The organism is Phytohabitans flavus, assembly GCF_011764545.1.
Classification (GTDB): domain Bacteria; phylum Actinomycetota; class Actinomycetes; order Mycobacteriales; family Micromonosporaceae; genus Phytohabitans; species Phytohabitans flavus.
Map to the genome: position 1 here is coordinate 4,332,537 of NZ_AP022870.1, position 13,462 is coordinate 4,345,998.

A 13,462-nucleotide genomic window follows, 5' to 3' on the forward strand; every position below is an offset into this window, starting at 1 on the left:
CGCCGATCGTGGTTCGCATGACAAGTTCAGCGATCGCGGCCGCAGGGCTGCGGAAGGCGTACAAGGACAAGATCGTTCTTGACGGCATCGACCTGGATGTCGCCGCGGGAACGGTCTTCTCCCTGCTCGGCCCCAACGGAGCGGGCAAGACGACGACGATCAACGTGCTGACCACGTTGACGAAGGCCGACGGCGGAACGGTGCGCGTCGCCGGGCATGACGTCGTGACCGAGACCAAGGCGGTGCGCGCGGCCATCGGGGTCACCGGCCAGTTCGCCGCGGTGGACGAGCTGCTGACGGGCCAGGAAAACCTCCAGCTGATGGCGGACCTCAAACGCCTGGACTCCGGCACGGGTCGGCGGATCGTCGCGGGGTTGCTGGAGCGGTTCGACCTGACGGAGTCGGCGCAGAAGCTGGTGACGACCTACTCCGGCGGCATGCGCCGGAAGCTGGACCTGGCGATGACGCTGGTCGGAAGCCCGCAGATCATCTTCCTGGACGAGCCGACGACGGGACTGGACCCACGCAGCCGGCGCACGATGTGGGAGATCATCCGCCAACTGGTGGCCGACGGGGTGACGATCTTCCTCACCACCCAGTACCTCGACGAAGCCGATCGACTCGCGGACCGGATCGCGGTGCTCGACCAGGGCCGCATCGTCGCCCAGGGCACTCCCGCTGAGCTGAAGCGCCAGATCCCCGGCAGCCATGTCCGGTTCCGGTTCGCCGACGTCGCCGAGTTCGAGGCGGCGACGCTCTTTCTGACCGGCGCCACACGGGACGAGGAGGACCTGACGCTGCGCGTCCCCAGCGACGGCGGGGCGAGATCGGTACGGGCCCTGCTGGACAAGCTTGACGACCATTCGATCGAGGTCGAGGAGTTTTCGGTGCACACCCCGGACCTCGACGACGTTTTCCTTGCCCTGACCGGCCGCACGAGCACGAAGGTGGACGCGTAATGAGCGACTCGACGACCATGCTGGGGCGCAACTTCAAGCACACCATCCGGAACCCGACCGCGGTGTTCAACGCGATCCTGTTCCCCATCATCCTGTTGTTGATGTTTGTCTATGTGATCGGTGGCGCTTTCGACGTCGGCGTCAAGTACATCGACTACGCGACGCCAGGCATGATCATATTGACGATCTGCTACGGGCTGAGCGCGACCGCGATGGCGGTGAACTCGGACATGACGAAGGGGATCATCAACCGGTTCAAGGTGATGGACATTTCCCGCAGTGCCGTACTGAGCGCTCATGTCGTCGCCACCATGCTCCGTACCCTCGTCGCTATCACGGCCGTCATCGGGGTGGCACTCGCGATGGGGTTCCGCCCGGCCGCGAGTTTCGTCGAGTGGCTCGGCGCGATCGGCCTTGTCGTGCTTGTCAGTTTCGCGACCAGCTGGATCACGGTCGCCCTGGGACTGGCCGCCAAGACCCCGGAGTCGGCGGGGATGGTCTCCGTGCCGCTGATCATGCTGCCGTTCCTGAGCAGCGCGATCGTGCCGGCGGACACGATGGCGGTCGGTGTCCGGCAGTTCGCGGAGTACCAGCCCTTCACGCCGATCATCGAGACACTGCGCGGGCTGCTGACCGGTGATCCGTCCGCGGGCAGTGCGATCACCGCCGTGGCCTGGTGCGTCGGGATCGCCCTCGTCGGGTACCTGTGGTCGCTCGCCACGTTCAAGAAGCGAGCGTGACCTCGTTCAAGAAGCGAGCGTGACCTCGTTCAAGAAGCGAGCGTGACCTCGACCAGCTCAGAGCGGCTCATCCCCGCGCCCTCCCGCGTCACCTCGGCGAACCGTGCTTCGCCGAGGTGGCGCCGCGCGGCGCCCGCGATCCGGACGGCGTCCGGGTGGGAGTGATCAGGCAGTCCGAGCGCGTCGACGCTGGCCGCGAGCAGCCGCGCCGCCTGCTCGTACTGGTCACGGCGCAGCGCCAGGTCGGCGAACCCGACGAGCAGCTGGGCGAGCAGGGGCGCGGGTCCCACCTCGGACGCCGCCCGCCAGGCCGCGACGCGGTGGGTACGGGCCTCACCGAGATCGTCGGCGAGGTAGCCGAGCATGTGGTGCAGCGCAGCGCGGATGCCCGGCTGCTCCGCCTCGTCGCCCAGCAGGGCGGTCGCGACGGCGAGCTGGTGGCGGGCCTCTTCGGTGTCGCCGCGCCAACGAGCGAGCTCCGCCTTGGCGAGTGCCAGCTCGACCAGCGCATGAGGCCAGGTGACCCCCTCGGCGCACCGCTCGGCCTCGGCGACGGCGGCCGCGCTGGCGACCTGGTCGCCGTCCCGCCAGTAGAGCAGGGCCTGGCTGGTCCGCAACCGGATGACATCCTCGATGGCGCCGACCTCGGTGATGGCCGTGATCGCCTGCTCGTAGTGCTCGCACGCGCGGGCGAACTCGCCGCGCATCGCCATCAGGTCCGCCAGCTCGGACAGGGCCAACGAGATCCCGAACCGCTCGCCGAGGGTCCGGAACTCGGCGAGCGCCGCCTCCAGGTACGCCTCCGCGTCCTGCCCTTGGCCGATCATGACCCGCATCTTGCCCAGTTGCAGCCGGGCCAGCGCGCGTACCCATGGGTCCTCGGCGTCCAGCAACGGCTCGAATGCCGCCAGGTGGGCGTCCGGTGCCCGCAACAGGTGTTCCAGCGCCGTGACAAGCTCCAGCTGCGGGTAGCGGTGCTGACCGTGCTGGCGGAGCTGGTACGCCTTGTGGATCCACTCCGCGGCCTGGTGCTCGTCGCCCCGCCCGGACGTCACAAAGTGCACCACCAGGGCATACACCCAGGCCCGGACGTCGTCGGTCACCTCGCCGGGGGTGTTGGTGGCCGCGAGGATGATCTCGATGCCTTCGGCCCGGTGCCCGCTGAGCCACCAGTACCAGCCGGCGCCGGCCGCGAGCCGCATCGCTGCCTGCGCCTCACCGGCGGCGATCGCGCCCCGCATCGCGGCCATGATGTTGTCGTGCTCGGGCTCGAGCGTGGCGAGCCATCGCAGCTGCTCGGCGCGGCGCAGCTGCGGGTCGGCGGTCTCGGTCAGCTCGGTGAAGTAGGCGAGATGCGCCTGGCGGGCCAGGTCCGACTCGCCCGCCTCCGCGAGCCGCTGCGCGGCGTACTCCTTGATCGTGCCGAGCATCCGGTAGCGCGGCGCGCCGTCGCCCTCGGCGACCAGCAGCGACTTCTCGGCCAGCGAGGTGAGCAGCTCCAGCACGTCCTCCTGCTCGGCCGCGTCGCCGGCGCAGACCCACTCGGCCGCCTCCAGGCTCGCCCCGCCCGAGAAGACCGAGAGCCGGCGCAGGACCCTCCGCTCGGCCCCGGTGAGCAGCTCCCAGCTCCAGTCGACCATCGCGCGCAGCGTCTTGTGCCGAGGCAACGCGGTGCGGCTTCCACTGGTCAGCAGCCGGAACCGGTCGTCGAGCCGGCTGGCGAGCTGATCGATGGACATGGTGCGCAACCTGGCCGCGGCCAGCTCGATCGCCAGCGGCATCCCGTCCAGCGCCCGGCACACGCGCGCCATCGTCGCCAAGGTGTGCTCGTCGACCCCGAGATCCCTGCGCACCGCGCCCGCCCGGTCCCGCAGCAACCGGACGGCCGGGGACGATTCGACCTCGCCAGCGCTGGCGTCCGCGGGCAAGGTCAGCGGCTCGACCGGCCACAGCGCCTCACCGGTGATGCCGAGCGGCTCCCTGCTCGTGGCCAGGATCCGCAGCAGGCGGCACTCGCCGAGCATACGATCGGCAAACTTCGCCGCCGAATCGATCACGTGCTCGCAGTTGTCCAGGATCAGCAGTGCCTCCCGCTCGCGGATCGCGGCGATGAGCCCCTCCGCCAGATCCGCGGTCGGTGCCGCACCGAGCAGAGCGTCGCGGAGCCCGAGCCCCGTGATCGTCGCCTGCGCCACGTCGCCGTCGACGCCGATGGCCGCGAGCTCCACCAGCCAGACCCCGTCCGGCATCTCGCCGAGCAGCGTGCGCGCGGTTTCCGTGGCGAGCCTTGTCTTTCCCGAACCGCCCGGCCCGGTCAGGGTGGTCAGCCGGTGCTCCGCGACGAGCTCGCGGACCGCGGCCACGTCGGCGTCCCTCCCGACGAAGCTCGTCAGCTCCGCCCGCACGTTGGTCTTCCGGCTTTCCTCCCGCTGTCCCAGCTCACCCCGCAGCAGCGCGACGTGCAGGGCCGACAACTCCGGCGAGGGGTCGGCGCCGAGTGCGTCGGCCAGGGCCTGCCGCGCCCGCTCGTACACGAGCAGGGCCTCGGTCTTGCGACCGGCCGCGACGAGGGCGCGCATCAGCGCGGCGACCAGCCGCTCCCGCACCGGATGCGCGGCCACCAGGTCGGTCAGCTCCGGGACCAGCTCGGCGCCGCCGCTGAGGCCGACCTCCGCGTCGAACCGATCCTCCAGCGCCGCCAGGCGCAGCCGCTCGAGCCGGGTCACCGCCGCGTCGAACGCGGCGCTGTCCTCCAGACCGACGTCCTGCATGGGCGCACCACGCCACAGGGCGAGGGCCTCGCGCAGCAGCCGCACCCGCCGTGCGGCCTCCTCGTCGCGGGCCTGACCGACGAGGTGCTCGAACCGGAGGGCGTCGACAGCGTCCGGCTCCACCGTCAACCGGTAGCCGCCCGTGTGTCCCTCGACCACACCACCGGGCAGGGCTTTCCGCAGTCGCGAGGCCAAGCGTTGCAGCGCGTTCGCCGCGTCGGCGGGCGGGTGCTCACCCCAGATCCAGTCGACGAGCGTGGCCTTCGAGACGACGCGGCCTGGCTCGAGTGCCAGGGCGATCAGGAGTGCGCGCAACCGGGCGCCCGGCACGTCGGCCAAGACGCCGTCCGTGCGGACCTCGAACGATCCAAGCAGCCCGATCTGCACCGACTAATCCTCCCACGGTGACCCGCCCAGGCCAGACAGCGCGATCTCGGCGGCGGGCCTCCAGAAGTCGTGCATGTTCGGGGTCACATTCAATTTCTTGAGGCAGGTATTTGCCCCGGTCCGCGTCAGTGGCGGACCGTATGCTCCCGCGGGCACCGCGCAGGTCGGCGGCTCGCTGGCGCTCGCCGAGATCCCCGACCCGCGCTGCCGGGTCCGCGGTCCAAGCCCAACCCCCACCGGCTCGCGCAGCCGGATCCCGGTGGCCGTGCCGATCCCCGACGTGCCCAGGGTCAGAGTCCCTCATTCCCCGTGCTACCGAGCTAGGCGCGTGGCCGCGCCCAGCCGCAAACCTACGACCACAGCCTTCGCTTGTGCGCGGACCTTGCCGCTAGAGACGGGGGACGCGAGAGATCTTGGTACGGAACTGCCCCTATGGAGCCTGTCGCAAAATCGGGTCGGTGTGGCTGACCTGGTGTTGATTCGCTGTGATCGATAATTGGTGGGTGGCGAAGGGGTTTATGCCGGTATGGCGGGATCAGCCGATGTTGTTGCCGCCGGATTTGCGGGATTGGCTGCCGGTTGATCATCAGGTGTGGTTCGTGTTGGACGCGGTGGCCCGGTTGGACACGGCGGGGTTCGCGGCCCGGGCCAGGTTGGGTGGTGCGGGCCGGGCCGGCTACGACCCGGACATGTTGTTGGCGTTGTTGATCTGGGCGTATGCCGGTGGGGTCACCTCGTCCCGGCAGGTCGAGCGGCGCTGTCGGGAGGATGTGGCGTTCATGGTGATCTCCGGTTTGGCCCGGCCGGACCATGCCACGATCGCCCGGTTCCGGCAGCAGCATGACGAGGCGTTCGTGGACTTGTTCACGAAGGTGTTGGCGTTGTGCGGGCGGGCCGGGATGGGCGGGCTCGGGCATGTCGCGGTGGACGGGACGAAGATCGCGGCGAACGCGTCGATGCAGGCGATGACCGACGAGGACGGACTGCGCCGGATCGCCTGTCGGCTGGTCGAGCAGGCCGCCGCCGACGATGCCGTCGAGGACGAGCTGTTCGGTGACGCGCGCGGGGATGAGCTACCCGAAGCGTTGCAGGACCCGGCCCGGCGGCGGGCGCTGCTGGACGAGTTGATCGAACGGGCCGAAACGGATCCGAACCGCGATCGCGGCGGCAAGCGGCGGCGGGCGGTGGACAAGGCCGACCGGGCTCTGGCCCTTGCCGACGAACTGGCCGCGGTCCGCGACACGACGCGGCGCGCAGCCCGGCAACGGCTCCAGGATGAACTGGACGCGGCGCGTCACTCAGCGGCGCACATCCGCGCGGCCGTGCAGCAAAAAGCTGACGAACGCGCCACCCAGCACGCCGCGGCGGCAGCCGAAGGGCGGCGGTTGCCCGGGCCAAGCCCGTCCCGGTCGACGAACACAGCCACGTACGCCGCGCACAAACCCGCGTCGAGGCCGTCGAGGCCGAACTCGCCGCGTTCGAGGCCACACCCCACACCGGCAAAACCAACAGCGGCAAGAAGAACAACAACCCGGTCCGCTGCCTCACCGACCCCGACTGCCGGCTGATGCCCACCCGAACCGGGTTCATCGCCGGCCTGAACACCCAACTCGCCGTCGCTGCCGACTACCTCATCCTCGCCGTCGAGGTGGTCCAGGACACCGGCGACGTCAACCAGCTAGAACCCATGCACGACAAGATCGACGACGCCGTCCAAACACTCCGCGACGCTACCGCCAACCCCGACCTGGCCGTCGGCACCACCCTGTTCGACGCCGGCTACAACAGTCACGACAACCTCACCGCACCCGGCCCCGACCGGCTCATCGCCCAAGGCAAAACCCACCAACCCACCGGCCCCACCCCACCCACACAACCACCCCACCCGAACGCCACCGCCCGCGAACACATGGCCTGGCGCCTATCCACCCCAGAAGGCAAAACCCTCTACCGCAAACGCGGCGCCACCGTCGAACCCGTCAACGCCCACCTCAAAGACCGCCGCGGACTACGCCGCTTCTCCCGCCGCGGCCTCACCGCCGCCAAAGCCGAAGCCCACCTCGCCGCCGCCGTCACCAACCTGCTCCGCCTCGCCACCACCCACGGACCAACCGCCCTCACCACGGCATAACCGCAGACCAGCACCACCAACCCCGCCCAACCCCCAACACCCACAGCCCCACCCACACACAAAACAATCTGCGACAGGCTCTATGGGGGCAGCTCGATACCACGATCTGCCAGATGGCTTCCATCTGTAGCGCCGATCAAGGGAACCGAGGGGCCCTTTGGGTGAGTTTGTCGCTGCCCGCGTGTCGCCACTTACGGACCGCGACCACAGGCGCGGCCCGCTGGCGCCCTAGGCGTTGGTCTGCTCTACGCCTGACCGGGTCGAGGGCCGACGCGACAGCCCGTTGACCGCGGACCCGGCAGCGAACGCCGCGGTCGGCCGACCACGGCCCCAAGGGGTGAGCTTGCCCAACCGCGGAGGGTGAGGCCGCGGGAGCGACGGTCCGGACCACGACGGGCGCCGCGGTAGCTCAACGTCCTTGGTTTTGGATCTTTATCCACTCGGCCTAGAAAGCTCGCTAGCGGCCGCCGGGACGGTCCTTGACCAGGGAGGCGAAGACGACGACGTTGTCGGCGTACCCGGTGGTGCCGCCTACCCATCGGCCGCCGCAGGTGATGAGCCGCAGCGCCGGGCGGCTGAAGTCCTCGAAGATCTGGTCGGCGGGGAGGTTGTCGCGGTCGAAGCGCTTGACCGCGTTCACCTCGAAGACGGCGACCTTGTGGTCCGCGCGGGTGATCTCGACGCGGTTGCCCGGGCGCAGGTTGGACAGCTTGTGGAAGACCGACGGGCCGGCGCCGCTGTCGACGTGGCCGACGATGACAGCGGGTCCGTACTCGCCGGGGGTGGGGCCCTTGTCGTACCAGCCGGCCTCGTTGATCTCTTCGCCCGTGGGGACGTCGATGGCGCCGTTCTCGGCGTTTCCGACCGGGTTGATCGGGGCGCTGATCTGGACCGACCTGGCCTTGATGCTGACCGGCACGCTTCGGCTGAGCACCGGGAAGTCACGCGGCGCCGGCCAGAAGCGGGCGGCCGGCCCGTCGGGCAACACCTTGATGCCGGTGAGGCGTCCGAACGCGAAGCCGCTGACGGTCAGCAGCATCACCGCGATGATCAGCGACATGGCGAAGTTCACGCCCCAGTAGGTACCGCCGGCGCGCTCCACCGCCCGCCTCAATGGGCCACGCGGACGGATGTCGACATGCGATTCGTCCGATGGGGCGCCAGGCTCGGCGCGGGCGTCCTCAGGGTGCGCGGGTGGCCGGGTATCGGGCTCGGCCTGGTCCCGCTGGCTGTGGTCCTCCAGCAGCGGGGGGCCAGCGCCGATCTCGCTACGCCGCTGGTCGGCCGCCGCGGGCGCCGGCGGGTCGTTCGCGGGCTCGGGGCCGGCGTGCCGGCCCGGGCTTTCAGCGGACGATGCGGCTACCGCCGCTTCCGGCAAGGCATGCCTAGGCTTGGGGCCCGGCCCTTCCTGGTCCGGCGCCTCTCGCCCCCGGTCGGGACGGGCACGTTCGACATCCGGCGCCGCCCGCGTGCTAGCCGCCAGACGGTCCGAGTCGGTGGCCGGGCGTTCCGGCACGGACTCCGCGTCCTCGGCGGCCGGGCCTTCCCGCGAGGACTTCGCGTCCCCGGCGGCCAGACGTTCGGGCGAGGACGCCGCCTCGCCAGCGGCCCTGCGATCTGGCGAGGACTCCGCGTCCCCGGCGGGCGGGCTTTCCCGCGACGACTGCGCGTCGCCCGCGGGCGGGCGTTCCGGCAACTGCTTCGCGTCCCTGGCGGGGCGTTCCGGCTTCGCCTCGCTGGCGGGCGGGCGTTCCGGCCAGGACTCCGCGTCCTCGGCGGTCGTGTCCCGGGACCGGGAGCGGTAGAGCGCCGACCGGGACAGGGCCGTCACCTGGCGCCGGGTCGCGGTCGGCGGCTGCGGATCGGCCCCCGGCTCCGGAACGGCTGGCCGGAGAGCGACGTCGCCGCTGTTTCGTTCCGCGGGCTCCTTCGACGGCGCCGGCGGCTCCCCCCGCAGGAGCGGATTCGGCCGCGCTGGCGGCTCGGCGCGCAGTAGCGGACCGGCCGTCCCTTGCCCCCGGCCGGCGGGTGCCTGGCCATTGTCGGAAAGGGCTTTCAGTGGAACGACCGGCCGCTTATCTGTCTTCTTGTCTTTCTGCTTTTCCGTCGGTTTTCCGGGCGTCGAGGCCATGCCCGCGTGCGAGATCTCGCGGGCGAGGCCGAATACCGCGCCCAGGATGTCCTCGGCGCCCGGCCGACGGCGGCCCTGGCTTCCGGCCATGAGCGGGCCGGCTAGCTGCCGGATCCGGCGCGACGGCTGCGCACGATCAGGGCCAGACCGGCGCCGACCGCCACCGCGGCCAGGCCGCCGGTGAGGACGTACGGGCTGACGCTGCCGCCGGCGGTGCCGCCGCCACCCGTGGCCGGGCCTCGCGTCGCCTTGCTCATGTTGACAACGGTGAGCTGGGTGTTGGCGGTGGCGTTGTTACGGCAGGTAAGGACGACTTCGAAGGTGCCCGGCTGCTTACGCTCGGGGACCGTGGCGGTGCCGGTGAGGATCCCGTTCGACGGGCGCACCGCGACCCGGCCGAACGCGTCGGAGCGCACATCGGCGTCCCGGTCGTTGCCGTCACAACTGGCCTGAATTTCCACCTGCTGTCCGGACTGCACGGTGCTCGGCGTTACCTGGACAAACAACTCGGTACCACGCGCGGCGGCCGAAGGGGTCTCTCCCGACATGGGTGGCGCCGCGGCCGCCTGGAGCGCCGGTAGACCGGTCATCGCCGCGGCGGTTGTGGCTACGAAAAGCGTACGAGCGACTAAGTTGTAGCTCATCTCCAGGTCATTCCCGGGGCCTTGGGCACAAACGGGGCCGCCGCCAATCGAAGCACGTCCCCCCGAAGACCTCCGCCTAGAGGTCGTTTTCGGACGTCGTGTCGCGCCACCAGTCCGGGTCCGCCCACGGGCCGCCGGGGCGTTCCTCGCGCACCCCGTCGATGTCGACGTCGACGCGCTCGTTGAAGAACGCCACCCGATCCTTCGCCAGCGAGGCGTCGTGGCGCGGATCGTGGTACGTCCACGCGAGGTTGACGTGCGGCGTGTCCCCCACCATGAGGGACCAGTACCCGGCCTCGCCCTTGTACGCACACCAGGAGCGGTAGTCGCTCGGCTCCAGCGGGACGCGCACGTCTGACTGGGCGAAATACCACCGTGGCACAAGACTTGTCTCGTAGATGACGACCGGCTTGTCCGACTCCGCGAGCGTCACCCCGTCGAGGCTGACCCGCACGTGGCGGGAGGACGGGAGCGCGTCCACGCGGTGGTACGGGTCACGGATGTGCGCCACCGCCAGCACGTCCTCCTCGTACCACTGGTCCAGCGCCCGCCAGTACAGCGCGATGTGGTCTTTGACGCGCGTGGCCTCGGGAGGCGGCGCCGGGTACGCGATCGCGGCGCGCTCGACGAGGCGGTCACCGACCCGCAGGTCCCACACCTGGCTCTCGCCCAGCGCCGCCGACGGCACCCCCGCCGGACCCGGGACGAGCAGGTCGGTGCGCACGTCCGCCATCGGGAAGAAGCACCTCGGCAGCCGCCCCGGCTCGTGCACGAGCTGGCCGTGCGAGGAGTCGACGATCGTCTCGCCGTCGAGGAGGCCGCGCATGCGCCGCGGGTACGGCTCGATCAGCACCATCCCCGGCACGAACGCACCGGCCGGCGCGTGGCCGAAGGGGCCGCTTCCCATCGTCAATGACACCGGTTCAGCCTGGCACGGCACCGGCAGCCGGCGTTAGTAGTTTCGCCACTCCTGCCGCGCGTACTCCAGTACCCGTGGATGCAGCAGGGTCGAGGCCTCGACCGTGACCCGCCCGCGGTCCGGCGGGAAGACGGTGGCCGCGCGCAGCACGTCGGCGTCGAGGAAGCGCAGCGGCGGGACGTCCGCCGGCATGCTCGGGAGGCCGCCGGCCAGGATGAAACCCCAGTCGCCGAAGGACGGGACGTCGACGTGGTACGGCGCCGTCGCGAAACCGGCCTCGCGGAGCGACGCCTCGATGCACCAGAACGAGCGCGGCGCGAAGTACGGCGACCCGGCCTGCACCACGACCCGCGCGCCGGGCGCGAGCACGTTCTGCAGCAGCGTGTAGAACTCGACCGAGTACAGCTTCGCCGTCGCCGTCTCGTCCGGGTCCGGCAGGTCGACGATCACCGCGTCGAAGCGGGCCGGAGCGCTGCGCAGCCAGGCGAAGGCGTCTTCGTGCACGAGCCGTACCCGCGGGTCGTCGAACGCGCCGCGGTTGAGGTCCCGCAGCGCCGGCCAGCTACGGGCCAGCGCGACCACCGCCGGGTCGAGCTCGACCACCGTCACCGACCGCACGTCCGGGTAGCGCAACGCCTCGCGTACCGCCAGCCCGTCGCCGGCGCCGAGCACGAGCAGGTTGGCGCGTGGGCCGGCGAGCACCGGGTGCACCAGCGCTTCGTGGTACCGGTACTCGTCGACCGAGCTGAACTGGAGGTCGCCGTTCAGGTAGAGGCGCAGGTCGCCCGCGCCGCCGGCGACGACCGAAACCGAGCGAGTGAGCACAATCTCCTGGTAGCGGCTGCGCTCGGCGTGCACGACGGGATCCTGGTACAGCTGCTGGCGCGCGGTCACCTCGAAGTCGTGTGCCACCACGTACGCGTACCCGAGCAGGAGGCCGACCGCGACGGCACCGGCGCCGAGCCCCGCGCGCGAGCGACGGCTCAGGTCGCGCCGGAAGAGCGTGAAGACAAGGGCGGTACCGGCGATCGCGTTGACCGCGCCGACGACGAGCGCGCCGCGGAGCTGGCCGAAGGCCGGCAGCAGCAGGAACGGGAACGCGAGCCCGCCGAGCAGCGCGCCCACGTAGTCGGCGGCGAAGAGGTCGGCGACCGCGCTGCCCGCCGCCTGCTCGCGGATCCGCTGGAGCAGCACCATGAGCAGCGGGATCTCCGCGCCGATGAGCATGCCGAGCACGAACGCGGTGCCGACGAGGGCCGGCGCGTACAGGTCGAGCCAGGCGAACGCGGCGTACAGGCCGAGCACCGAGAGGCCGCCGAGCAGGGCGAGGGCCATCTCGATGACCGCGAACGAGACGGCGGCGCGGCTCTGGAGCGGCTTGGCGGCGAGCGCGCCGATGCCCATCGCGAACACCATCACGCCGAGCACGATCGACGCCTGGCCGGCGGTGTCGCCGATCAGGTAGCTGCCGAGCGTGACGAGCGCCAGCTCGTACACGAGGCCGCACGCCGCGCAGACGAAGACCGCGGCGAGGACCGCGCTGCGGGCGAACCTCACTTCGATGCCGCGGCCGGCGGTGGCGCCGGGTCCGACAGCGGTGGCGGCGCGGCCCTTGGCGGCGGCACGGGCCGCGGTGGCTTCCCGGTGCGCGTCCGGCGGACCCGGGTCCGCTCGTGGCGGCGCTCGAACCAGCCGACGCCGATGATCAGGATGGCCAGGACGACCAGGACGGTGCCCCCGACCACGTACGCCCAGCGGTCCCGCCAGAAGTCGCTGCCGGCGGCCGCCAGCGGCTGGGCGGTGGCGCCCGGCGCCGGAGCGGGCACGGGCGGGACCGCCCCGCGCTCGGCCAGGAGCAGCGGCAACGCCAGGGCGGCCTGGCAGATCGCCCGGTCCGGCTGGTCGATGAACACGCCCTCGGTGAGCCCGAACTGGTTCAGCTGGCTCACCGGCGGTGCGGCCACGCCGGACGAGAGGATCGACACGTCCGCGTTGTCCGACGCCTCGCTGCTGGAGCTGGTCCAGTCGACGTAGACCCGCACCTCGACCCACTTCGCGCACCGGCTCGGGTCGCTGTCGACCGGGACGTCGGCGCCGAGACTGGAGCCCTGGGTGGTTTGGCTGGTCGAGCTGGAGAGGTGCCAGCCGTAGCAGACGCCCTGCGCGGCGGTGGCCTTGGCCAGCCCGGCGACTGTCGCCGCGCGCATCTCGGCATCCGGCGCCGGCACGACGGTACCGCCGTCGTCGAGGGACGGCGGGGCGAAGACGAGCCAGGCGGCCACGCCCGCCCCGGCGATGCCGAGGAAGACCAGCCACTTGAGCCATCTGGCGGTGCGCTTGGCCGGCGTGCTCATCAGGTGATCGCAGCCGCGATGATGCCGCCGGTAGCGAGGTGCACGACGGCGGAGACCCACACCGCCGGGTGCGGCTCGGGATCGACGAGGATCTCGCCGAGCTTGCCCGGCGACGCGAGGTCGAGCAGCAGGAACGCGGCGGCCATGACGAGCAGGCCGAGCACCCCGTACGCGCCCGCGCCGACGATGCCGTCGGCGAAGTCGTCCGCACTGGCCAGGATCGCCGCGATCACGATGATGCCGACCCCGGCGAGGTTGGAGGCGAGCAGCAGCGCGGCGTTGCGGTTGCGCTCGACCCAGATCAGCTCGCGCAGCCGCCCCGGCGTGGCGATGTCGACAAGCACATAGCCGAACGCCATGAGCACCACCCCGACCGCGCCGTACGCGAGCGTGACCAGCAGGTCGGTGACCAGATCCATCGGTGCT

At 71.2% G+C, this 13,462-nt stretch carries 11 protein-coding genes; 4 read left to right on the forward strand and 7 right to left on the reverse strand.

All coding sequences use genetic code 11. The features are described 5' to 3' along the window. Window positions 1-17 precede the first annotated feature (17 nt). Both Pflav_RS18865 and Pflav_RS18870 read left to right on the forward strand, forming a co-directional pair. On the forward strand, window positions 18-959 hold the full coding sequence (locus Pflav_RS18865; protein ID WP_173037318.1) for an ATP-binding cassette domain-containing protein: 942 nt from the start codon (window positions 18-20) through the stop codon (window positions 957-959). Then, a complete protein-coding gene (locus Pflav_RS18870) occupies window positions 959-1,699 on the forward strand; it encodes an ABC transporter permease (RefSeq protein WP_173037319.1) in 741 nt (246 codons plus the stop codon). Before Pflav_RS18865 ends, Pflav_RS18870 begins: the two co-directional genes overlap by 1 nt. 29 nt (window positions 1,700-1,728) lie before the next feature. Here Pflav_RS18870 and Pflav_RS18875 read toward each other — a convergent pair whose 3' ends face one another. Next, on the reverse strand, window positions 1,729-4,857 hold the full coding sequence (locus tag Pflav_RS18875) for a BTAD domain-containing putative transcriptional regulator (RefSeq protein WP_173037320.1): 3,129 nt from the start codon (window positions 4,855-4,857) through the stop codon (window positions 1,729-1,731). Window positions 4,858-5,456: 599 nt separating this feature from the next. On the opposite strand from Pflav_RS18875, the gene Pflav_RS18880 reads away from it, so the two are divergent. Together Pflav_RS18880 and Pflav_RS18885 are read left to right on the forward strand one after the other, a co-directional pair. Continuing rightward, entirely contained in the window at window positions 5,457-6,425 is a 969-nt protein-coding gene (locus Pflav_RS18880) for a transposase (RefSeq protein ID WP_173037321.1), read from the forward strand. After that, a complete protein-coding gene (locus Pflav_RS18885) occupies window positions 6,425-6,988 on the forward strand; it encodes a transposase (RefSeq protein ID WP_173037322.1) in 564 nt (187 codons plus the stop codon). Before Pflav_RS18880 ends, Pflav_RS18885 begins: the two co-directional genes overlap by 1 nt. Window positions 6,989-7,445: 457 nt before the next feature. Here the strand turns inward: Pflav_RS18885 and Pflav_RS18890 are convergent, their stop codons facing one another. From Pflav_RS18890 to Pflav_RS18915, 6 genes are all read right to left on the reverse strand, one after another. Continuing rightward, a complete protein-coding gene (locus tag Pflav_RS18890; RefSeq protein ID WP_173037323.1) occupies window positions 7,446-8,819 on the reverse strand; it encodes a class F sortase in 1,374 nt (457 codons plus the stop codon). A 401-nt stretch (window positions 8,820-9,220) separates the two neighbouring features. Next, complete coding sequence (locus tag Pflav_RS18895; protein ID WP_232071615.1) at window positions 9,221-9,709, reverse strand: hypothetical protein; 489 nt, start codon at window positions 9,707-9,709, stop codon at window positions 9,221-9,223. A gap of 130 nt (window positions 9,710-9,839) precedes the next feature. Then, complete coding sequence (locus Pflav_RS18900; protein WP_232071617.1) at window positions 9,840-10,682, reverse strand: DUF427 domain-containing protein; 843 nt, start codon at window positions 10,680-10,682, stop codon at window positions 9,840-9,842. A 33-nt stretch (window positions 10,683-10,715) separates the two neighbouring features. Beyond that, entirely contained in the window at window positions 10,716-12,239 is a 1,524-nt protein-coding gene (locus Pflav_RS18905) for a polyamine aminopropyltransferase (RefSeq protein ID WP_232071619.1), read from the reverse strand. Then, entirely contained in the window at window positions 12,236-13,036 is an 801-nt protein-coding gene (locus tag Pflav_RS18910; protein ID WP_173037325.1) for a hypothetical protein, read from the reverse strand. Before Pflav_RS18910 ends, Pflav_RS18905 begins: the two co-directional genes overlap by 4 nt. Next, window positions 13,036-13,455 (reverse strand): DUF350 domain-containing protein, encoded by a 420-nt coding sequence (locus Pflav_RS18915; protein WP_173037326.1) that lies wholly within the window; start codon window positions 13,453-13,455, stop codon window positions 13,036-13,038. Before Pflav_RS18915 ends, Pflav_RS18910 begins: the two co-directional genes overlap by 1 nt. Window positions 13,456-13,462 lie beyond the last annotated feature (7 nt).

What these genes read in the sequence shown, in the direction of transcription:
- Pflav_RS18865 (WP_173037318.1), top strand. Translation starts at nt 18, where the DNA reads ATGACAAGTTCAGCGATCGCGGCCGCAGGGCTGCGGAAGGCGTACAAG.
- Pflav_RS18870 (WP_173037319.1), top strand. Translation starts at nt 959, where the DNA reads ATGAGCGACTCGACGACCATGCTGGGGCGCAACTTCAAGCACACCATC.
- Pflav_RS18885 (WP_173037322.1), top strand. Translation starts at nt 6,425, where the DNA reads ATGCCCACCCGAACCGGGTTCATCGCCGGCCTGAACACCCAACTCGCC.
- Pflav_RS18895 (WP_232071615.1), bottom strand. Translation starts at nt 9,709, where the DNA reads ATGACCGGTCTACCGGCGCTCCAGGCGGCCGCGGCGCCACCCATGTCG.
- Pflav_RS18910 (WP_173037325.1), bottom strand. Translation starts at nt 13,036, where the DNA reads ATGAGCACGCCGGCCAAGCGCACCGCCAGATGGCTCAAGTGGCTGGTC.
- Pflav_RS18915 (WP_173037326.1), bottom strand. Translation starts at nt 13,455, where the DNA reads ATGGATCTGGTCACCGACCTGCTGGTCACGCTCGCGTACGGCGCGGTC.